Below are 19,832 nucleotides of genomic sequence, written 5' to 3'. Positions count from 1 at the left end.
GTGGGCAACGCGCACACCGCCCTGTTCCGGCTGCTGGAGATGATCGACGAGGGGGCACCCCGGCCGGCCGCGGTCATCGGTGTCCCGGTCGGTTTCGTCGGGGCCGCCGAGTCCAAGGACGCCCTGGCCGCGCATCCGTCGGGGCTGGAGCACCTGGTGGTGCGCGGCCGTCGCGGGGGCAGTGCCATCGCGGCCGCCGCGCTCAACGCGATCGCGAGTGAGGAAGAGTGAGCGGCAAGCTGTACGGGGTGGGGCTCGGCCCCGGTGACCCGTCCCTGATGACCGTACGGGCCGTGGAGGCCATCGCCGAGGCGGACGTGATCGCGTACCACAGTGCGCGGCACGGTCGTTCCATCGCCCGCTCGATCGCGGCGAAGCACATCCGCGCCGACCACATCGAGGAACGGCTGGTCTACCCGGTCACGACCGAGACCACCGACCACCCCGGCGGCTACAAGGGCGCGATGGAGGAGTTCTACGCCGAGGCGTCGGCCCGGCTCGCCGCGCACCTGGACGCGGGACGGACCGTCGCGGTCCTCGCCGAGGGCGATCCGCTCTTCTACGGCTCCTACATGCACATGCACAAGCGGCTGGTCGACCGCTACGACACCGAGGTCATCCCCGGCGTCACGTCCGTGTCCGCCGCCGCCGCCCGGCTGGGCACCCCGCTCGCCGAGGGCGAGGAGGTGCTGACCATCCTGCCGGGCACGCTGCCGGAGGAGGAGCTGACCGCACGGCTCGCCGCGACGGATGTGGCCGTGGTGATGAAGCTGGGGCGGACCTTCACCAAGGTGCGGAGCGCGCTGGAGAGTTCGGGGCGGCTCGGCGAGGCCCGCTATGTCGAGCGGGCCACCATGGCCGGGGAGCGGCTCGCCGAACTGGCGGACGTGGACCCGGAGTCGGTGCCGTACTTCTCGGTGGCCGTGCTGCCCAGCCAGGTCGACGCCGAGCGGCCGGAGGCCCGGGAGCGGGGCGAGGTCGTGGTGGTCGGGACCGGGCCGGCCGGTCCGCTGTGGCTGACGCCCGAGACGCGGGGCGCGCTGGCCGCCGCCGACGACCTGGTCGGCTACACGACCTATCTCGACCGGGTGCCGCGGCGTCCCGGGCAGGTCCGGCACGGTTCGGACAACCGGGTCGAGTCGGAGCGCGCCGAGTTCGCCCTCGATCTGGCCCGGCGCGGGCGGCGGGTCGCGGTCGTCTCGGGCGGCGACCCGGGCGTCTTCGCCATGGCGACGGCCGTTCTGGAGGTCGCCTCGCAGAAGGAGTACGCGGACGTCGCGGTCCGGGTGCTGCCGGGTGTGACGGCCGCCAACGCGGCGGCGGCCCGCGCGGGCGCCCCGCTGGGGCACGATTACGCCGTCCTCTCGCTCTCCGACCGGCTCAAGCCGTGGGAGGTCATCGCCGAGCGGCTGGGCGCGGCCGCCTCGGCGGACCTGGTGCTGGCGCTGTACAACCCCGGTTCCCGCAGCCGTACCTGGCAGGTGGGCAAGGCCCGTGAACTGCTGCTGGAGCACCGGGCACCGGACACCCCAGTGGTGGTGGCACGGGACGTGGGCGGCTCGGGTGAGCGGGTCCGGATCGTGCGGCTGGCCGACCTGGACCCGGCCGAGGTCGACATGCGCACGATCCTGCTGGTCGGCTCCTCGCAGACGCGGGCGGTACGGCGCGGGAACGGCGAGGAGATCGTCTGGACCCCTCGGCGGTATCCGGAGACGTGAGCGCGGCGGCCGCGCGACGGGTCAGCCCTCCTCGGCCGGAACAACGGCCGGGGCAGCGGCCGAGGAGGGTGCCGGGATCGGGCCCGAGGCGGGGGCCGAGGCGGTCCGCGCCAGGCCCGCCGTCCACTTCTCCTCGATGCGGGCGACCTTCCAGACCACCAGGGCCACGGCCCAGGTGGCGAAGAACAGCCCGACGATGACGTAGCCGATGACGTTCAGGTCCAGGCCGGACACCCAGTCCCAGAACGGGCCGTGCAGATCCGCCTTCTCCGCGATCAGGCCGAGCAGTTCGATCGTGCCGATGAGAAGGGCCACGGCGACCGACAGGCCGGTGACGGTGAGGTTGTAGTAGACCTTGCGGACCGGCTTGGAGAACGCCCAGCCGTAGGCGAAATTCATGAACGAGCCGTCGATGGTGTCGAGCAGCGACATGCCGGCGGCGAAGAGGACGGGCAGGCACAGGATCGCGTACCAGGGCAGCCCGGAGGCCGCGCCCGAACCGGCGAGCACCAGCAGGGCGATCTCGGTGGCCGTGTCGAAGCCCAGGCCGAAGAGCAGGCCCAGGGGGTACATCTGCCACGGCTTGGTGATCGACTTCATCAGCCGGCCGAGGATGCGGTTCATGAAGCCCCGGTTGTCGAGCTGCTCCTCGAGTGCCGCCTCGTCGAAGTGGCCCGAGCGCATCTGCCGGAAGACCTTCCAGATCCCCGTCATGATCACCAGGTTGATGATCGCGATGACGTACAGGAACGTCCCGGAAACGGTGGTGCCGATCCAGCCCGCGAGGCCGTGCAGGGTGGAGTCGTCGTTCGCGACCGGTCCTGCCAGTGCCTTCACGCCGAGGGAGAGCAGGAAGGCGAGCACGAAGACGATCGAGGAGTGCCCGAGCGAGAACCAGAAGCCGACCGACAGCGGGCGTCGGCCCTCGCTCATCAGCTTGCGGGTCGTGTTGTCGATGGCGGCGATGTGATCGGCGTCGAAGGCGTGCCGCATACCCAGGGTGTAGGCCGTGACGCCGATCCCGATGCCGAAGGTCCGTTCGCCCAGGCTGTAGTGCTCCGGGGCGACGATCACCACGAGCGTGAACCAGCCGATGACGTGCAGTGCGAGGATGAACGCGGCCATTCCGCCGAGGCTCGTCCACTCCTTGCGGGTCATCGCGGGGCGGGCGGACGCGTGAGCGGTGGTCATGGAGGCGTGGGCCTTACGTGTCGGCGATCGGCTGTTCTCAGCCGCGACCTCCAGACTTCTGCGAACTTGTCGCAGCTACAAGCCCCGCGCGGCAAAGCTCCCGTCAGGTTTCAGCCAGCAGCCGGGAAAGCGCGCCGGCTCCTGATCCACCGGACCGCTTCTTCCGGTTCCCCCACCACCTCCACGTCTTCGGGAACCGGCGGCCGGCGGACCACGACGACCGGCAGCCCGGCCTCGCGCGCGGCCGTGAGCTTCGGTGCCGTGGCGGCTCCCCCGCTGTCCTTCGTCACGACGACGTCGACGCGATGGCGGCGCAGCAGTTCGCGCTCGCCGTCGAGGGTGAAGGGGCCACGGTCGAGCAGCACCTCCATGCGGGGCGGGTGGGGGGCCTCGGGCGCGTCGACGGAACGGACGAGGAACCACAGGTCGTCCAGGGCGGCGAAGGCGGCCAGGCCCATGCGTCCGGTGGTGAGGAACACGCGGCGGCCGAGCGCGGGCAGCACTGTCGCGGCCTCTTCCAGGGAGCCGACCTCGCGCCAGTCGTCACCGGCTACCGGGACCCAGCCGGGGCGCCGCACCGCGAGCAGGGGAACATGGGCGGTGGCGGCGGCACGTGCCGCGTGGAAACTGATCGTCCCGGCGAAAGGGTGGGTGGCGTCGATGAGTGCGTCCACCCGGTGCTCGGCGAGCCACGCGGTCAGCCCCTCCGTGCCGCCGAAGCCGCCGATCCTGACCTCGCCCGGGGGCAGCCGGGGGCCGGCCACCCGCCCGGCGAGGGAGCTGGTCACGGTCAGGCCGGGTGTGTCGTGGAGCAGTTCGGCAAGGCGGCGGGCTTCCGTGGTCCCGCCGAGTATCAGTACGCGCATGGGAGTCCAGGTCCGTTCATGAGCAGCGAAGTGAAGGGTGGCCGCAGGGCCCAGCTGGAGCACACCGGCCTGCGGCACGGGTGGACCACCGGCGCCTGTGCGACGGCGGCCACGACGGCCGCGTACACGGCGCTGCTGACCGGGGAGTACCCCGACCCGGTGACGATCACCCTGCCCAAGGGGCAGACACCGTCGTTCGCGCTGGCGGCCGAGGAACTGGGCGACGGATACGCGATGGCGGGTGTGGTGAAGGACGCGGGCGACGACCCGGATGTCACGCACGGCGCGCTGGTCCGGGCCACGGTACGGCGGCTGCCCGCCGGATCCGGGGTGGTCTTCAGGGCGGGGCTCGGGGTCGGGACGATCACCCGCCCGGGCCTGCCGCTGCCCGTCGGCGAGCCCGCCGTGAACCCCGTCCCGCGCCGGATGATGCGCGAGCACGTGGCCGAGGTCGCCGCTCGGCACGGTGGCACCGGCGACGTCGAGATCACCGTCTCCGTCGACCACGGCGAGGAGATCGCCCGCTCCACGTGGAACCCGCGGCTGGGCATCCTGGGCGGCCTGTCCATCCTCGGCACCACCGGGATCGTGGTGCCGTACTCCTGCTCGGCGTGGATCGACTCCATCCGCCGGGGTGTGGACGTGGCGCGGGCCGCGGGCCGTACGCATGTCGCCGGGTGCACCGGTTCGACGTCGGAGAAGACGGTCGTCGCCGAGTACGGGCTGCCCGAGGACGCGCTGCTCGACATGGGCGACTTCGCGGGTGCCGTGCTGAAGTACATCCGCCGCCACCCCGTGGACCGTCTGACGATCTGTGGTGGCTTCGCCAAGCTGTCCAAGCTCGCCGCCGGCCATCTCGACCTGCACTCCGGCCGTTCCCAGGTCGACAAGGGCTTCCTCGCCGAACTGGCCGGGCAGGGCGGTGCGGACGAGGCGCTGCGGGCCGAGGTGGCCGAGGCCAACACCGGTCTTGCCGCCCTGCAGTCGTGCATGGCCGCCGGTGTGCCGCTCGGTGATCTGGTCGCCAGGACCGCTCGTGACGAGGCGCTGGCCGTGCTGCGCGGTGCGCCGGTGGCGGTCGACGTGATCTGCGTCGACCGGGCGGGCACGGTGGTGGGGCGCAGCTCGGTGGCCTGAGGGCCCGGGCTCCGGCGGTGCCTCTCAGCGCCGCTCAGCACACGTGACGCTCCCGCTCCGCCGAGTAGAGGTGGCTGTCCCGGAACTCCTCGGCCCCCAGCGTCCGCCCGACCATGATCACGGCCGTGCGCAGCACCCCGGCCTCCTTCGTCTTGCCCGCGATCTCGTCGAGGGTGCCGCGAATGATCACCTCGTCCGGGCGGGAGGCGTAGGCGACGACGGCTGCCGGGCAGTCGGCGCCGTAGTGCGGGAGGAGTTCGTCGACCACGCGGTCCACGTAGCCGGCGGCCAGGTGCAGCACGATCAGCGCGCCGCTGCGGCCGAGGGTGGCCAGGTCCTCCCCCTCGGGCATGGCGGTGGCACGCTGGGCGACACGGGTGAGGATCACGGTCTGGCCGACGGTCGGCACGGTCAGCTCCCGCTTCAGGGCCGCCGCCGCGGCGGCGAAGGCCGGGACGCCCGGGACCACCTCGTAGGGCACTCCGGCCGCGTCCAGCCGTCGCATCTGCTCGGCGACCGCGCTGAACACCGACGGGTCCCCGGAGTGCAGTCGCGCCACGTCGTGCCCCTCCTCGTGGGCGCGGACCACTTCGGCGGTGATCTCGTCCAGGGTGAGCTGCGCGGTGTCCACCAGCCGCGCGTCCGGCGGGCATTCGGCCAGCAGCTCGCGCGGGACCAGGCTGCCCGCGTAGAGGCAGACCCGGCAGGCCCCGAGGGTGCGGGCGCCGCGCACGGTGATCAGATCGGCGGCACCGGGTCCCGCGCCGATGAAGTACACGGTCATCTGTTGGCTCCCGAAGGGGTGTCGAGGGTCTTCTGCGCGGCCCACTGGGTCACCGGCATCGCCTGCCGCCACCCGGTGAAGCCGCCCACGGGCACCGCGTGTGCCACCGCGAGCCGCACCAGCTCGCCGCCGTGACGGCGGTGGGCGCCGGCGAGGAGCGCCTCTGACTCCAGGGTCACGGTGTTGGCGACCAGCCGCCCACCGGCCGGCAGGGCCTCCCAGCAGGCGTCGAGGAGGCCGGGCGCGGTGAGGCCGCCGCCGACGAACACGGCGTCGGGCGGGGGCAGTTCGGCCAGGGCGGCAGGCGCGGCGCCCGTGACGACCCGCAGGCCGGGCACGCCCAGGCGGTCGGCGTTGCGGATGATGCGCGCGGCGCGCACCGGGTCCCGCTCGACGGTGATCGCGCGGCACGAAGGGTGGGTGCGCATCCACTCGACGGCGATCGAGCCCGAGCCGCCTCCGATGTCCCAGAGCAACTCGCCGGGGGCGGGGGCGAGGGTGCTGAGCGTGACGGCGCGGACGTGCCGCTTGGTGAGCTGCCCGTCGTGCTCGTACGCGTCGTCCGAGAGGCCGGGCACCGCTCCGAGGCGCAGGGTGTCCGGGGCGCGGCGGCAGGTGACGGCGACGATGTTGAGGGGGTCCCCGGGTGGCCGCGCGTCCGGCCAGTCGTCCGCGGTGGCTTCGGCGGTCGTCCGCTCCCGCGCGCCGCCGAGTTGCTCCAGGACCCGCATCCGGCTCGCCCCGAATCCCCGGTCCCGCAGCAGGGCGGCGACCTCGCCGGGCGTGCCGGCGCCCGCGCTGAGGACGAGGATCCGCCGGCCGTCGTGCAGGGCGGCGGCGAGACGGGCGGCGGGCCGGCCGACGAGCGTGACGACCTCGACGTCCTCCAGCGGCCAGCCCAGGCGGGCCGCGGCGTAGGAGACGGAGGAGGGGTGGGGCAGGACGCGCAGGGCGCCCGCCTCCCCTGCTTCCTCCGCGAGGGCGCGTCCGATGCCGTAGAACATGGGGTCCCCGCTGGCCAGTACGGCGATGCGGCGGCGGGCGTGTGCCGCGAGCAGGCCGGGGACCGCGGGGCGCAGGGGCGAGGGCCAGGGGATCCGCTCCCCGGCGCAGCACGGGGGCAGCAGGTCCAGCTGTCGCGGGCCGCCGATCAGGACCTCGGCCTCGCTCAGCGCGGCACGAGAGGCGTCGGTCAGACCCTCCCAGCCGTCGGCCCCGATCCCGACGACGGTCACGGCGGCGGTCGGTGCTGGACGTGCGGGGTTCACTGCGCGGTACCTCGGGATTCGGGGGCAGCTGTCGTGGAGCGACAGAGGGGCACTCTACTGGGCGCCCACCAGCACGCCTTTGCTCGGGTGCGCACTTTCCCGGCCGCTTATCGCACCTCACCTGCGACAGCCCGCGGCCGGTGTCCGGCCTTCACCCGGATCCGGCGAGGCCGAGTTCGCGCTCGCCGAGGGGTGCGAAGAAGCGCTCCACGTCGTTGTCACCGACCTCGCCGAGAGTCGCCGGTGACCAGCGGGGGTCGCGGTCCTTGTCGATGACCTGGGCGCGGATGCCCTCGACCAGGTCGGGGGTGCTCAGGGCCGCGCAGGAGACCCGGTACTCCTGTTCCAGCACCCGCTCCAGCGGGCCGAGCCGGCGGGCCCGGCGCAGGGCCGTGAGGGTGACCTTGAGCGAAGTGGGCGACTTGGCCAGCAGGGTCTCGGCGGTCTCCTTGGCCGCCGGGTCGCCGTGTGCGAGCAGCCGCTCGACGATCTCCTCGACCGTGCCGGCGGCGAAGCAGGAGTCGATCCACTCCCGCTGTCCCGCCAGTTCCCCAGCCGGTGCGGGCTCCACATGCCGGGCCAGGGCTTCCCTTACGGGCATGTCGGCGAGGTCGTCGACGAACCGGCCCAGCGCCTCGGACGGTACGCAGTGGTCGGCGAGGCCGCACAGCAGTGCGTCGCCGGCGCCGATCTGGGCGCCCGTCAGCGCGAGGTGGGTGCCGAGTTCGCCCGGGGCGAGGCCGAGCAGGTAGGTGCCGCCGACGTCCGGGACGAAGCCGATGCCGGTCTCGGGCATGGCGATCCTCGACCGCTCGGTGACGATCCGGACGCTGCCGTGCGCGGAGACGCCGACGCCGCCGCCCATGACGATGCCGTCCATGACGGCGACGTAGGGCTTGGGGTAGCGGGCGATGCGGGCGTTGAGGTGGTACTCGTCGCGCCAGAACGCGGCCGAGGCGGTGCCGTCCCCGTGGCGGGCGTCGTCGTGGATGCCGCGGATGTCGCCGCCCGCGCACAGGCCGCGCTCCCCCGCTCCCGTGATGACGACGGCCTCGACGGCCGGGTCCCGCTCCCAGTCGGTCAGGGCCTCGTCGATGCCGCGCACCATGGCGTGGGTGAGGGCGTTGAGGGCCTTGGGCCGGTTGAGGACGATGTGGGCGGCACGGCCCTTCGTACGGAACTGGACGTCGGTCATCCGAGTACCTCCGTCAGGCCTCGGGCCGCGATGACGCGCATGATCTCGTTGGTTCCTTCCAGGATCCGGTGGACTCGCAGGTCGATCTTCTCGATGCCCTACGCGTGGAGGTAAGGCGCCCCCTGCGAAGAAGGTGCGTGACGGACATCACACCGCGCATTTCGTCGTCCTCAGGTCATCATATGACCTGATCTCACGGAGGCCCTTGATGCGACCGGCCTCCGGACGGCACAGCAAGGCGAGGGTGGGCATGAGCGACCAGAACAAGCCCGAACGACCGCGCGTGGGCGTGGTGGGTCTAGGAGCCATGGGCCTCGGGATGGCCCGGAGCCTGCGGGCGGCGGGGTACGACGTCGGCGTTCACGATCTGCGTCCGGAGACGGCCGCGGACTTCGCCCGCGACGGCGGGACGGCGTTCGGGACCTGTGGCGAGCTGGCGGCAGCGGTGGACGTCCTGGTCGGCGTGGTGGTGAACGCCGCGCAGGTAGAGACCGTGCTGTTCGGTGCCGGGGGCGCGGCCGGCCGGCTCCGCCCCGGTTCCGTCTTCGTCATGTGCTCCACGGTCGATCCGGGCTGGTCGGCCGCGCTCGAGGGCCGCCTGGCCGAGCAGGGCGTGCTGTACCTGGACGCCCCCATCTCCGGCGGCGCCGCTCGCGCGGCGGCCGGTGAACTCACCATGATGACGTCGGGCTCCACCGAGGCGTACGCCCTCGCCGACCCGGTGCTCGAGGCCATGAGCGGCACTGTCTACCGCCTGGGAGAGCACGCCGGGCTCGGCTCGAAGGTCAAGATCGTCAACCAGCTGCTCGCGGGCGTGCACATCGCCGCCGCGGCCGAGGCGATGGCCCTCGGCATCAAGGCGGGCGTTCCCGCCGAGGCGCTCTACGAGGTCATCACGCACAGCGCCGGCAACTCCTGGATGTTCGAGAACCGCATGGCCCATGTCCTCGACGGTGACTACACGCCCCTCTCGGCCGTCGACATCTTCGTCAAGGACCTCGGACTCGTGCTGGACGCCGCCCGGCCGGAGCGGTTCCCGCTCCCCCTCGCCGCCACCGCCCACCAGATGTTCCTCCAGGCGTCGGCGTCCGGACTGGGCGCCGAGGACGACAGCGCGGTCATCAAGATCTTCCCGGGCGTCGACCTGCCGAAGCCGGTGGAGGCCTGACATGGGAATCCGTCTCGGATGCATCGCCGACGACTTCACCGGCGCCACGGACCTCGCCAACAACCTGGTGCGCGCGGGCATGCGCGTGGTCCAGCTGATCGACACACCACCGGCCGGCGTCGAGGAGGCGGTGGACGCGGACGCCGTGGTCATCGCCCTCAAGTCGCGGACCGTCCCGGCTTCCGACGCCGTCGAGGCGTCGCTGCGGGCACTGGCCTGGCTGCGGTCGATGGGCGCCGAGCAGATCTACTTCAAGTACTGCTCCACCTTCGACTCGACTCCCGCCGGCAACATCGGGCCGGTGACCGAGGCCCTGATGGATGCTCTGGGCACCGGCTTCACGGTCGCGACGCCGGCGTTCCCCGACAACGGGCGCACGATCTTCAAGGGGCATCTCTTCGTCGGCGACGTGCTGCTCAGCGACAGCGGTATGCGCCACCACCCGCTCACCCCGATGACCGACTCCAATCTGGTCTCCGTCCTCGGCGCGCAGACCACGCGGGAGGTCGGCCTCATCGACCACACGGTCGTCGCCGACGGCGCCGAGGCGATCCGGGCCCGCGTCGACGCCCTGCGCACGGACGGTGTCGGGATCGCCGTGGTCGACGCCGTCTCCAATGACGACCTGGTGCGCCTGGGTGCTGCGGTCCAGGGGTTCCCGCTGGTGACCGCAGGGTCGGGGCTGGCGATCGGCCTGCCCGCGAACTGGGGGTTCAAGCCGTCCCGCGCCGCCGCGGAACTGCCGCCTCCTGCCGGTCACCGGGCCGTCGTCTCGGGCTCGGTCTCCACGGCCACCAACGGTCAGGTCCTCGAGTACCTGCGCACCGGCCGTCCCGCCTTCAGCGTGGACCCGCTGCGCGTGGCCGTCGGCGAGGACGTGGCCGGGCAGGCCCTGGCCTTCGCCGAGTCGCACCTGGACGACGGCCCCGTGCTCGTCTACTCCACCGAGTCCGCCGACACGGTCCGTACCGTCCAGGGCCGGCTCGGTGCCGCCGAGGCCGGTGAGCTCGTGGAGCGGACGCTCGCCCGCATCGCACAGGGGCTCGTGGAGCGGGGCGTGCGCCGGCTGGTCGTCGCGGGTGGTGAGACCTCGGGGGCGGTGGTCCAGGCGCTCGGAGTCACCGGACTCCGGATCGGGCCGCAGATCGACCCTGGTGTGCCCTGGTGCGCGGCGGCTCTGCCGGGCGGAGACACGCTCCACATCACGCTCAAGTCCGGCAACTTCGGCGGCCCCGACTTCTTCACCCGCTCCTTCGCGCTCCTGGACGAGGAGGCCGCATGAACCCGCAGCCGAGCACCACTGCCGGGACCGCGCATGACGAGGCGGTCGACCAGGCCCGCGGCGAGATCGTCCGCGTGGGCACCAGCCTGTTCGCCCGGGGCTACGTCCACGCCAGCGCGGGCAACATCAGCGCCAAGGTCGGCGACCACCATCTGATCACGCCCACCGATGCCGCCCTGGGGTTCCTCGAACCCGGCCGCCTGGCACTGGTCGACGCCCGGGGCGAGCAGACCGCGGGCGACCGTGCCAGCAAGACCCTGACGCTCCACCGGCGCATCTGTGCCGCCGACCCCACCGCCCGGTTCGTCGTCCACACCCACTCCACGCACCTGGTCGCGCTCACGCTGGCCGGTGTGTGGAGCGCCGAGGACGTGCTTCCGCCCATCACGCCGTACTACGTGATGAAGGTCGGGCATGTCCCGCTCATCCCCTACCACCGGCCCGGCGACCCCCGCGTGGCCGACCTGGTGACCGCCCTCATCGCCGATCGCGCAGCGAGCCGAACGCCCATCAGGGCGGTGCTGCTGGACCGGCTGGGCCCCGTGGTCTGGGGCCCCGACGCGGCCACCGCTCTCGCCGTCCTCGAAGAACTCGAGGAGACGGCACGTCTCTGGCTCCTGACCGACCGTCGCCCCGAGCCGCTCCCCGACCACGCGCTCGATGAACTGAGGTCCACGTTCAACGCCGTGTGGTGACCCGCCTCTCCCTTGCCGGAGAATCCCCCTGAGCCGCTCAAAGGATCGCCATGTCCATGCCCATATCGGCGTCCACAGTCCCCGACGCCGCCCGTGAGAACGCCGTCTTCCGCAAGGTCGTACGGCGTATCGTCCCCTTCCTCGTCCTCTGTTACGTCGTCTCCTACCTGGACCGGGTCAACGTCGGCTTCGCCAAGCTCCAGATGTCCGACGACCTCGGGTTCAGCGAGGCGGCGTACGGCCTCGGCGCCGGTCTGTTCTTCATCGGCTACTTCCTCTTCGAGGTGCCGTCGAACCTGATGCTGCAGCGCGTCGGCGCCCGTACCTGGATCGCCCGGATCATGATCAGCTGGGGTCTGGTCTCGGCGTCCTTCGTGTTCGTCAGCAACGAGGCGATGTTCTACGTCCTCAGGTTCCTCCTCGGCGCCGCGGAGGCCGGGTTCTACCCGGGGGTGATCCTGTACTGCACGTACTGGTTCCCGTCGCAGCGTCGTGCCCGGGTGATCGCGATGTTCATGTCCGCGATCCCGGTGGCCGGCATCTTCGGCAACCCGCTCTCCGGCTGGATCATGGACCGGTTCCAGGGGGTGAAGGGCTGGGAGGGCTGGCAGTGGATGTTCCTGCTGGAGGCGATTCCCGCCGTCCTGATCGGCGTGGCCACGCTGTTCTACCTCGACAACAGCGTGCGCGCGGCGAAGTGGCTCACCGACGAGGAGAAGGACGTCGTCGAGCGGGCGATCGCCGAGGACGCCGCGCACCAGACCGTCCACGGCCGGGTCTGGGACGCCTTCCGCGAGCCGAAGGTGTGGCTGATGTGCCTCATCTACTTCTGCTTCGTGATGGGTCAGTACGCCCTGACCTTCTGGATGCCCACGTTCATCGAGTCGACCGGCATCGAGGGGAACCTCGCGATCGGGGTGCTCAGCGCCGTGCCGTTCCTGGCCGCACTCGTCACCATGAACGTGCTGGGACGTTCGGCGGACAAGCACCGCGAGCGCCGCTGGCACCTGGTCGTCCCGAGTCTCATGGGCGCCGTCGGCTTCTCGCTGGCGGCCGGCTGGGCCGGGTCCACCGCGCTGTCCCTGGCCGCGCTGTCCTTCGCCGCGGCGGGCGTACTGACCTGCGCGCCGCTGTTCTGGTCGCTCCCCACCGCCTTCCTCGGAGGCACCGCAGCCGCGGTCGGCCTCGCCGCGATCAACTCGGTGGGCAACCTCGCCGGCTTCGTCAGCCCCTACATGATCGGCGCGCTGAAGGACGCCACCGGCTCGACATCGCTCCCGATGTACGTCCTGGCACTCAGCCTCGTCGTGGGCGCCGCCGCGGTGCTCACCACCGACAAGAAGACCGTCAACCGCTGACCGGCCCCTCCGGTCCCCTCACAGGAGCCAGCATGCCGAGGTTCGCAGCGAACCTGTCCATGATGTATCCCGAGCACGACTTCCTCGACCGCTTCGCCGCGGCCTCGGCGGACGGCTTCACCGCCGTCGAGTACCTCTTCCCCTACGCCTACGACAGCACGGAGTTGCGACGCCGGCTCGACGACCACGGCCTCGTGCAGGTGCTCTTCAACGCGCCTCCCGGGGCATGGGAGTCCGGAGAACGCGGGATCGCGGCGCTGCCCGGCCGCGAGGCGGAGGTCCGCTCCGGGGTCTTGCGGGCTTTGGAGTACGCGGCCGCGCTGGACTGCCCGCGGCTGCACCTGATGGCCGGTCTCGTGCCGCCGGACGTGACTCCGAAGGAGCTGGCCGAGCACCGCGACACCTACCTGGCCAACCTGGAGTGGGCGGCGGAGCGAGCCGCCGCCGTGGGTGTCGACATCCTGGTCGAGCCGATCAACGGCCGCGACATGCCGGGCTACTTCCTGTCGAGGCAGGCGGACGCCCACGCGGTGGTACAGGAGGTGGGCGCCCCGAATCTCAAGGTGCAACTCGACCTGTACCACTGCCAGATCGTCGAGGGCGACCTCACGACGACACTGCGGCGCGACCTGCCGACCGGCCGGGTCGGTCATCTGCAGATCGCCGGCGTGCCGGACCGCCACGAGCCGGACAGCGGCGAGCTCGACGTCCGGCATCTGTTCGGCGTCATCGACGACCTGGGCTTCGACGGGTGGATCGGCTGCGAGTACATCCCCCGGGCCGGCACGAGCGAGGGCCTCGGCTGGCGACACGACTACCGAGGAGACAGCGCATGAGGATCGTCATCACGGGCGGCTTCGGCTTTCTGGGACGCGAGATCGCCGACACCCTGCTGAGGACCCGGACATTCGGTGGTTCGCCGATCGATCAACTGGTGCTCACCGACCGCTTCGTCCCGCCCGGGGCACCGCAGTCGGCCGATCCCCTGGTGGAGATCGTGCGGGGTGACCTGGTCGAATGTCTCGACGAGGTGTTCGCGGAGCCGGTGGATGTGCTGATCCACCTCGCCGCCGCCGTCTCGGCCGAGTGCGAGGCCGACTTCGACCTCGGGATGAGCGCCAACCTGGACACCACCCGCGCCCTCCTCGAAGCCGCCCGGGCCCAGTCGGCCTCCGGCGGGCCGACGCCGCGTCTGGTGTTCTCCAGCAGCGTCGCGGTCTACGGTTCCGACCCGGCGCTGCCCCTCCCGCCGGTGGTCAGCGAGTCGACGCTGCCCACTCCCCGGTCGAGCTACGGGATCCAGAAGCTCGTCTGCGAGCAGCTGGTCGCGGACTGCACACGCCGGGGCTTCATCGACGGGCGCGTCGCCCGGCTGATGACCGTGTCCGTACGTCCCGGCAAGCCGAACGCCGCCGCCTCCGGCTTCCTGTCGGGCATCGTCCGCGAACCGCTCGCGGGCCTCCCGGCGATCTGCCCCGTACGCCCCGACCTGCGGGTGGCCCTGGCGTCACCACGGCGCACGGTCGAGGGGATCCTCCGTATCGCGGAAGCCGAGCGCGGCAGCGGACGGGGCCGGCTCGACGGCGCACTGCCCGTCAACCTCCCCGCACTCACGGTCTCGGTCGCCGAGATGCTGGCCACGCTGCGGCGCGTGGCAGGCGACGCGGCGGCCGATCTGGTGACCATCGCGCCCGACCGTGACGTGGAGGCCGTCGTGGGATCGTGGCCCTCCGTCTTCGACAACACGCGTGCCGCCGCGCTCGGTCTTGAGCCCGACCCGAGCTTCGAATCGGTGGTGCGGGACTACCTCGCCGACCACCCCGACGCGGTCCTGGTCAAGGCATAGCGGGAAGCGGAACGACGAGACCCGGACCTATAGACTGAAAACCATGTTTTCTAAGGTGAGCGGTCCCGTCCGACTCGCGGATCAGGTCGCCGCGACCCTCTCGGAGGAGATCGAGTCGGGGCGGCTGGCCGAGGGCGACCGACTGCCGACGGAGGTCGAGCTGGTCAGGCAGTTGGGCGTCAGCCGCACGGTGGTGCGCGAGGCTCTGTCGCGGCTCCGCAACGCGGGCCTGATCGAACCGCGCCAGGGCATCGGCGTGTTCGTCCTGCCGCGGCGCACCCGCCCGCTCGATCTGGAGGCCGCCGACACCAAGGCGAAGGTGCTCCAGATCGTGGAGGTGCGCCGCGCCATGGAGGGTGAGGCGGCCCATCTCGCGGCGACCAGGGCCACGCCCCTCGACCTCGCCCGGATGCGTCAGGCCCTGGACGCGATCGACTCCGCGGTCGCGGCCGGCGGCGACGGCGTGGACGAGGACCTCGCCTTCCACCGGTCCATCGCCGAGTCGACCGGGAACACGGTGCTGGTCTCGACCCTGCGGTACCTGGGCGATGTGTCGCGCAGCGGTATCCGCGTCACACGTGCGAACGAGGCACGCCGGAACGACTTCATCGAAGCGGTCCGGGCGGAGCACCACGCCATCCTCGCCGCCATCGAGGCGCGCGACGCCGAGGCGGCACGCGGTGCCGCCCGCCTCCACATGAATCACGCCGCCGCCCGCCTCCAGGACGCGGACGACGGATTCTGGACCGACGCCCAGGACATCGAGGTGGACCTCGACGCCGCTCCCTGACGCGCCGGTACGGCCGACGACGGCCCGGCGCGACTTCGGGCGTGGAAAGCGATCCGTCCGCGCACCCGGTGTATCCACCAATGACTACGATCGGACTCCCGGCATGTCCCTGGTCGGCCGCTGGACGATGACGACGTGAACCCGCGGAGGATGAGATCACCATGACGAATCGGGACGGCGCGATCGGCGCCCTCTTGCCCCGTGACATACCGGCGCGGGACATCATCACCTTCGCCCGGCGGGCGGAGGAGCACGGCTTCGACGAGCTGTGGGTGGTGGAGGACCTCGGCTACCGGGGCGGGCTGGTGCAGGCGGCCACCGTCCTCGCCGCCACGACGCGGATCCGCGTCGGCGTCGGGCTGCTGCCGGCCGCCGCCCGCAATGTCGCCTTCGCCGCGATGGAGATCGCGAGTCTCGTCCAACTGCATCCCGATCGCGTGGACATCGCCGTCGGCCACGGCATGCCCTCGTGGATGCGCAGCGTCGGGGCGTGGCCCAAGAGCCCCCTCACGCTCCTGAGCGAGTACATCACCGTCCTGAAGTCGGTACTGAGCGGCGGGGCCGTGCATCACGACGGGCAGTACGTCCGCGTCGACGGGGCGCAGCTGCACGAGACCGCGACACCGGTCACCGCCCCCGCCGTCCTGGCCGGCGTGCGCGGCCCCAAGTCCCTGGCCGTCTCCGGTGACGTGGCCGACGGCACCCTCCTCGCGGAGCCGGTCACCCCCGCCTACGTTCGCGAGGCCCTCGAGCACATCGCCCCGACCCGCCCGCACCGCCTGGTCGCCTACAACATCGCGGCGGTCGACGAGGACCCGGCCGTCGCCCTGACAGCGGTTCGCCCCGCCCTCGAAGTGGTGGGAGAAGCGGACTGGCGGCCCCACATCGCCCCGCTCCCCTTCCACGACGAACTCGTCGCCCTGCGCTCCCGCTGCGACAGCCCCCAGGACTTCGCCCGCGCCCTGCCGGACGACTGGGTGTCGCAACTCGCCGTGGCCGGTACGCCGGCGCAGGCCCGGTCCAGGGTGAGGGAGTTGTTCGACGCGGGCGTCACCAGCGCCGTCCTCACCCCGGTGGGCGACGACTACCTGGTGTCACTGGATGCGCTCGCGGCGATCCTGTGAGCAGTCCTCCGGCACGCGTGAAAGAGCACCTTTCCTGATGGACCTGGCCACCCGCCGCCGCCGAGCGGCGCTGTTCCTCTTCTTCCTCATACCCGGGCTCTCCATCTCCTCGTGGGTGACCCGGACGCCCGACATCCGGGACCAACTCGACGTCTCGACGGCGCAGATGGGCATCGTGCTGTTCGGGCTGTCGGTCGGCTCGATGATCGGCATTCTCAGTTCCGGAGCCCTCGTGGCCAGGTTCGGCACCCGGCCCGTCATGGGTGTCGCGACGCTGCTGGTCATTCTGAGCATGGCGGTCATAGGCGGCGGGACGATGCTGTCCTCCGCGCCCGCGACCACCACCGGGCTGTTCCTCTTCGGGGCCGGAATGGGCGGTGGGGAGGTGGCGATCAACATCGACGGCGCCGACGTCGAGCGGATCACGGGGCGGACGGTACTGCCCACGCTCCACGGGTTCTTCAGCCTGGGCACGGTCGTGGGGGCCGCGTTCGGCATTCTGTGCACCGCTGTCTCCTGGCCGGTGCAGTGGCACCTGACCGGCATGGCCGCCGTCACGGCGGTCATGTTCGCCCATGCCTTCCGTGCCATTCCCCACGCGGTCGGCAAGACCCGGGACGACGGCGGCTCGCGGCCTGACGCCGGCACCGCGCCGGCCGAGGCTCGGGTCTGGAAGGACCCTCGGCTGCTGCTGATCGGCGGTGTCATCCTGGCCATGGCGCTGGCCGAGGGTTCCGCCAACGACTGGCTGCCCCTGCTCATGGTCGACGGCCACGGCATGGATCCCGCCCTGGGGTCAGCCGTCTACACGGGCTTCGCCGCCGCCATGACCGTCGGCCGTTTCGCCGGCGGACTCCTCATCGACCGGCTCGGCCGCGCCCCCGTCGTCCGGGCCAGCGCCGTCTGCGCGACTCTGGGTATCGCCGTCGTCGTCTTCGCCGACTCGGCCGTCCTGGCGGGGGCCGCCGTGCTCCTCTGGGGCCTGGGGGCCTCACTCGGTTTCCCGGTCACCCTCTCGGCGGCCGGGGACTCGGGACCCGACTCGGCCGCGCGCGTCAGCCTTGTGGCGATGATCGGCTACGTCGCGTTCCTCGTCGGGCCCCCGTGCCTCGGTTTCCTCGGCGAGCACTACGGGCTGCGCGTCGCCATGATCATCGTCCTCGCCTTCACCGCCGTGGCGATCGTCCTCGCTCCCGCCGTCGGCAGGCGCCCCGCCACGGCCTCATCGGCCACCGAGCCTGCCGTCCGGCCGTGAGGCGTGAAGGCGGAGGGCCTCACCGGTCCTGGGACAGGGCGACGAGTTCCGCGAAGAGTCCTCCGGCGCTCGCCAGTTCCTCGTACGTGCCCTGTTCGATGACCCGGCCCTGGTCCATGACGAGGATGCGGTCGGCGAGCCTGGTGTTCTCGAGTTGGTGGGTGACGACGATCGTCATGCGCTCGGCGGCGACGCGCTTGATCTCCAGGAAGATGGCGTGCTCGCCGCGGGCGTCCATCTGCGAGGTCGGTTCGTCCAGGATCAGCAGCGGGGTCTGCCGGTAGAGCACACGGCCGCACGCGAGGCGCTGCCACTGCCCGCCGGACAACTCGGCACCGCCCCACAGCTCTTTGGCGAGAAGGGTGTCGAGTCGCCCGGGCAGTTTCTCGATCGCCTCGCGCATACCGACGGCGTCGACGACATCCCACACCGGTCCGTCGTCGTGCGTCCGCGGCTGGCCCAGGGTGATGTTCTCGCGGGCGCGCAGGGGCCAGCAGGCGAAGTTCTGGGGGACGAGCGCGGTGCGGTTCCACACGGCGTCGGGATCGGCCTCGGCGAGGTCGACGTCGTCCCACAGCACGCGGCCCTTGTCGGCGAGCAGCATGCCGGTGATGAGTTTCGTCAGGGTCGACTTGCCCGAGCCGTTCTCACCGACGACGGCCAGGATCTCGCCGCGGCGCAGCGTGAGCGACACTCCCGCGACGGCGGGTTCCTCCTTGCCCGGGTACTTGAACACGACCTCGTCGAGGCGGATCCGGTCCACGCGTTCCGGGATGGCCGACTCCCCGCGCCTGGGGGCGCGTTCCTGTGCCATGTCGAGGAAGGAGCGCATGTCGGCGAGGTAGAGCGAGGTGTGGAAGAGAGCGGCGCCGTGGATGACGAACTGGGAGAGGGCGGCCAGTGTGGTCTGGACGGCGATCACGGCGGTGGCCGCGACGGGCAGGGCGATACGGTCGGAGGCTGCCAGCCAGGCGAGGGCGGACCAGGTGCACAGCAGGAAGGTCCCGCCCAGGGCGCCGGCGCCCAGGGAGATGTGCAGCATGCGCGGCGCGGCGGTCAGGGTGCGCCGGTCGATCCGGTCGGACAGGGCGCGGTACCAGTAGGTGAGATAGCCGGTCATGCCGTTGGCGCGGACCTCGTCGCCGAAGCGGGAGTAGGTGGCCCACCAGCGCATCATGGAGCGCACGTTGCGGTCGCCGAGGTTGAGGTAGTGGGTCTCGTAGTCGACGCGTGCGGACAGGACTGCACCCGCGCCGGCCGGGAGGACGGCCAGCAGGAGCAGGGGAAGCAGCAGCGGGTGCAGGGTCGTGACCACGCCGCTCGCGGCGATCATCCGGATCAGGGCGGACATGAAGCGCTGTGCGTCCTGGACCATCAGCCGGGTGCGGGTGACGCCGATCTCGGCGGCCTCCTGCCGGTCGGCGAACCCGTCCTCGCCGTAGGCGCTCGACTCCACGCGGCACACGGCGGTCACGAGCGCGATGTCCGCCTCGGTCATCAGCAGCGGGGTGATCCTTCCGTCGGCGTACGCGGACAGGGCGCTGCTGACGCGGCCGACGGCGGCGGCCGCCGTCACGACGATCAGGGCGGGCAGCGCCGCGTGCAGGCGTTCGGACACGGTGCCGACGCCGAGGATGTGGGTCATCGCCTGTGCGGTGAAGGCCAGGACGACGGCGGCCGCGGTACCGGTGAGCAACTGGCAGGCGAGGAGCAGCACGACGCCGGGCCTGTCGACGGCCCAGGCCATCCGGGCGGTGTGCACGAGCACGGAGGGCAGCCGGCGGCACATCGCGCCGAAACCGGCGTCCGCCAGCGGGTTCTTGCCGAACTTCCCCTCGAAGCTGATGGTGGCCGGCGGTGGAGGGGGCGGCGTCTTCGCGTTGTCGGTCGAGGTGTCAGTCACAGTCACCTGCATCCCTCCTCAGGGTCGATGCCGCGCCTGGGTGGCTCGGCGGTGCACGGCCTAACGACCCGGCGCGGGAATCGAACACGAGCGATTCCGGACGCGTGCGGCCCCGGACACGGCAAGGGCTCGGACGCGGGAACGCCGCGTTGAAGCCGCCGTCGGGCGGCAGGAGTTGTCCGAAACACCGATGTCCGAAACGTGAGTGACGGATGAGGTTGAAGGACTCCCGCCGCGTGTCTCCGGGCTCCC

At 71.8% G+C, this 19,832-nt stretch carries 18 protein-coding genes; 12 read left to right on the top strand and 6 right to left on the bottom strand.

Features of this window, described 5'->3' with window-relative positions; genetic code table 11:
- Positions 1-231, top strand: a 231-nt coding sequence (locus tag ACWIF2_RS10525; RefSeq protein ID WP_454359755.1) for a precorrin-8X methylmutase, incomplete at its 5' end; no start/stop codon positions are given.
- A complete protein-coding gene (locus ACWIF2_RS10520; RefSeq protein WP_454359754.1) occupies positions 228-1,718 on the top strand; it encodes a precorrin-2 C(20)-methyltransferase in 1,491 nt (496 codons plus the stop codon). The genes ACWIF2_RS10525 and ACWIF2_RS10520, both read left to right, overlap by 4 nt.
- A 21-nt stretch (positions 1,719-1,739) precedes the next feature.
- Here ACWIF2_RS10520 and ACWIF2_RS10515 read toward each other — a convergent pair whose 3' ends face one another.
- Positions 1,740-2,909, bottom strand: a complete 1,170-nt coding sequence (locus ACWIF2_RS10515) for a HoxN/HupN/NixA family nickel/cobalt transporter (RefSeq protein WP_454359753.1) — start codon at positions 2,907-2,909, stop codon at positions 1,740-1,742.
- A 110-nt stretch (positions 2,910-3,019) separates the two neighbouring features.
- Positions 3,020-3,775: a cobalt-precorrin-6A reductase gene (locus ACWIF2_RS10510; protein ID WP_454359752.1), complete on the bottom strand. Its 756-nt coding sequence runs from the start codon at positions 3,773-3,775 to the stop codon at positions 3,020-3,022.
- An 18-nt stretch (positions 3,776-3,793) separates the two neighbouring features.
- On the opposite strand from ACWIF2_RS10510, the gene ACWIF2_RS10505 reads away from it, so the two are divergent.
- Entirely contained in the window at positions 3,794-4,912 is a 1,119-nt protein-coding gene (locus tag ACWIF2_RS10505) for a cobalt-precorrin-5B (C(1))-methyltransferase (protein ID WP_454359751.1), read from the top strand.
- A 34-nt stretch (positions 4,913-4,946) separates the two neighbouring features.
- On the opposite strand, the gene cobM is transcribed toward ACWIF2_RS10505, so the two are convergent.
- The 3 genes from cobM to ACWIF2_RS10490 form a co-directional block, all read right to left on the bottom strand.
- Positions 4,947-5,696, bottom strand: coding sequence for a precorrin-4 C(11)-methyltransferase (gene cobM / locus ACWIF2_RS10500; RefSeq protein ID WP_454359750.1), 750 nt, complete (start codon positions 5,694-5,696; stop codon positions 4,947-4,949).
- Positions 5,693-6,964, bottom strand: coding sequence for a precorrin-6y C5,15-methyltransferase (decarboxylating) subunit CbiE (cbiE, locus tag ACWIF2_RS10495; RefSeq protein ID WP_454359749.1), 1,272 nt, complete (start codon positions 6,962-6,964; stop codon positions 5,693-5,695). The genes cobM and cbiE overlap by 4 nt, the downstream gene beginning before the upstream one ends.
- 151 nt (positions 6,965-7,115) lie before the next feature.
- Positions 7,116-8,159, bottom strand: coding sequence for an enoyl-CoA hydratase/isomerase family protein (locus tag ACWIF2_RS10490; protein WP_454359748.1), 1,044 nt, complete (start codon positions 8,157-8,159; stop codon positions 7,116-7,118).
- A 250-nt stretch (positions 8,160-8,409) separates the two neighbouring features.
- Here ACWIF2_RS10490 and ltnD point away from each other — a divergent pair, with 250 nt between their 5' ends.
- From ltnD to ACWIF2_RS10445, 9 genes are all read left to right on the top strand, one after another.
- Complete coding sequence (gene ltnD, locus ACWIF2_RS10485) at positions 8,410-9,327, top strand: L-threonate dehydrogenase (RefSeq protein ID WP_454359747.1); 918 nt, start codon at positions 8,410-8,412, stop codon at positions 9,325-9,327.
- Between the two features lies 1 nt (position 9,328).
- Complete coding sequence (gene otnK / locus ACWIF2_RS10480; RefSeq protein ID WP_454359746.1) at positions 9,329-10,609, top strand: 3-oxo-tetronate kinase; 1,281 nt, start codon at positions 9,329-9,331, stop codon at positions 10,607-10,609.
- Positions 10,606-11,304 carry a class II aldolase/adducin family protein gene (locus ACWIF2_RS10475; RefSeq protein WP_454359745.1) on the top strand — a complete coding sequence of 233 codons (699 nt, stop codon included), beginning with the start codon at positions 10,606-10,608 and terminating at the stop codon, positions 11,302-11,304. The genes otnK and ACWIF2_RS10475 overlap by 4 nt, the downstream gene beginning before the upstream one ends.
- 50 nt (positions 11,305-11,354) lie before the next feature.
- Entirely contained in the window at positions 11,355-12,662 is a 1,308-nt protein-coding gene (locus tag ACWIF2_RS10470; protein ID WP_454359744.1) for an MFS transporter, read from the top strand.
- A 32-nt stretch (positions 12,663-12,694) separates the two neighbouring features.
- Entirely contained in the window at positions 12,695-13,498 is an 804-nt protein-coding gene (gene otnI / locus ACWIF2_RS10465) for a 2-oxo-tetronate isomerase (RefSeq protein WP_454359743.1), read from the top strand.
- Positions 13,495-14,508, top strand: a complete 1,014-nt coding sequence (gene denD, locus ACWIF2_RS10460; protein ID WP_454359742.1) for a D-erythronate dehydrogenase — start codon at positions 13,495-13,497, stop codon at positions 14,506-14,508. Before otnI ends, denD begins: the two co-directional genes overlap by 4 nt.
- A 55-nt stretch (positions 14,509-14,563) precedes the next feature.
- On the top strand, positions 14,564-15,298 hold the full coding sequence (locus tag ACWIF2_RS10455; protein ID WP_454359741.1) for a FadR/GntR family transcriptional regulator: 735 nt from the start codon (positions 14,564-14,566) through the stop codon (positions 15,296-15,298).
- Between the two features lie 161 nt (positions 15,299-15,459).
- Positions 15,460-16,422: an LLM class flavin-dependent oxidoreductase gene (locus tag ACWIF2_RS10450; protein ID WP_454359740.1), complete on the top strand. Its 963-nt coding sequence runs from the start codon at positions 15,460-15,462 to the stop codon at positions 16,420-16,422.
- Positions 16,423-16,459: 37 nt separating this feature from the next.
- Positions 16,460-17,677: an MFS transporter gene (locus tag ACWIF2_RS10445; RefSeq protein WP_454359739.1), complete on the top strand. Its 1,218-nt coding sequence runs from the start codon at positions 16,460-16,462 to the stop codon at positions 17,675-17,677.
- A gap of 19 nt (positions 17,678-17,696) precedes the next feature.
- On the opposite strand, the gene ACWIF2_RS10440 is transcribed toward ACWIF2_RS10445, so the two are convergent.
- Positions 17,697-19,586: an ATP-binding cassette domain-containing protein gene (locus tag ACWIF2_RS10440; protein WP_454359738.1), complete on the bottom strand. Its 1,890-nt coding sequence runs from the start codon at positions 19,584-19,586 to the stop codon at positions 17,697-17,699.
- Positions 19,587-19,832: the final 246 nt, after the last annotated feature.

It is taken from the genome of Streptomyces sp. NPDC055506 (assembly GCF_053643595.1).
This window is presented reverse-complemented; position numbering and strand designations above follow the sequence as displayed.

Excerpts from the sequence above, each read along its gene's own strand:
- ACWIF2_RS10515 (WP_454359753.1), bottom strand. The coding sequence starts at position 2,909 with ATGACCACCGCTCACGCGTCCGCCCGCCCCGCGATGACCCGCAAGGAG.
- otnI (WP_454359743.1), top strand. The coding sequence starts at position 12,695 with ATGCCGAGGTTCGCAGCGAACCTGTCCATGATGTATCCCGAGCACGAC.
- ACWIF2_RS10445 (WP_454359739.1), top strand. The coding sequence starts at position 16,460 with ATGGACCTGGCCACCCGCCGCCGCCGAGCGGCGCTGTTCCTCTTCTTC.
- ACWIF2_RS10490 (WP_454359748.1), bottom strand. The coding sequence starts at position 8,159 with ATGACCGACGTCCAGTTCCGTACGAAGGGCCGTGCCGCCCACATCGTC.
- ltnD (WP_454359747.1), top strand. The coding sequence starts at position 8,410 with ATGAGCGACCAGAACAAGCCCGAACGACCGCGCGTGGGCGTGGTGGGT.
- otnK (WP_454359746.1), top strand. The coding sequence starts at position 9,329 with ATGGGAATCCGTCTCGGATGCATCGCCGACGACTTCACCGGCGCCACG.
- cobM (WP_454359750.1), bottom strand. The coding sequence starts at position 5,696 with ATGACCGTGTACTTCATCGGCGCGGGACCCGGTGCCGCCGATCTGATC.
- ACWIF2_RS10450 (WP_454359740.1), top strand. The coding sequence starts at position 15,460 with ATGACGAATCGGGACGGCGCGATCGGCGCCCTCTTGCCCCGTGACATA.
- denD (WP_454359742.1), top strand. The coding sequence starts at position 13,495 with ATGAGGATCGTCATCACGGGCGGCTTCGGCTTTCTGGGACGCGAGATC.
- ACWIF2_RS10510 (WP_454359752.1), bottom strand. The coding sequence starts at position 3,775 with ATGCGCGTACTGATACTCGGCGGGACCACGGAAGCCCGCCGCCTTGCC.
- ACWIF2_RS10475 (WP_454359745.1), top strand. The coding sequence starts at position 10,606 with ATGAACCCGCAGCCGAGCACCACTGCCGGGACCGCGCATGACGAGGCG.
- ACWIF2_RS10470 (WP_454359744.1), top strand. The coding sequence starts at position 11,355 with ATGTCCATGCCCATATCGGCGTCCACAGTCCCCGACGCCGCCCGTGAG.
- ACWIF2_RS10505 (WP_454359751.1), top strand. The coding sequence starts at position 3,794 with ATGAGCAGCGAAGTGAAGGGTGGCCGCAGGGCCCAGCTGGAGCACACC.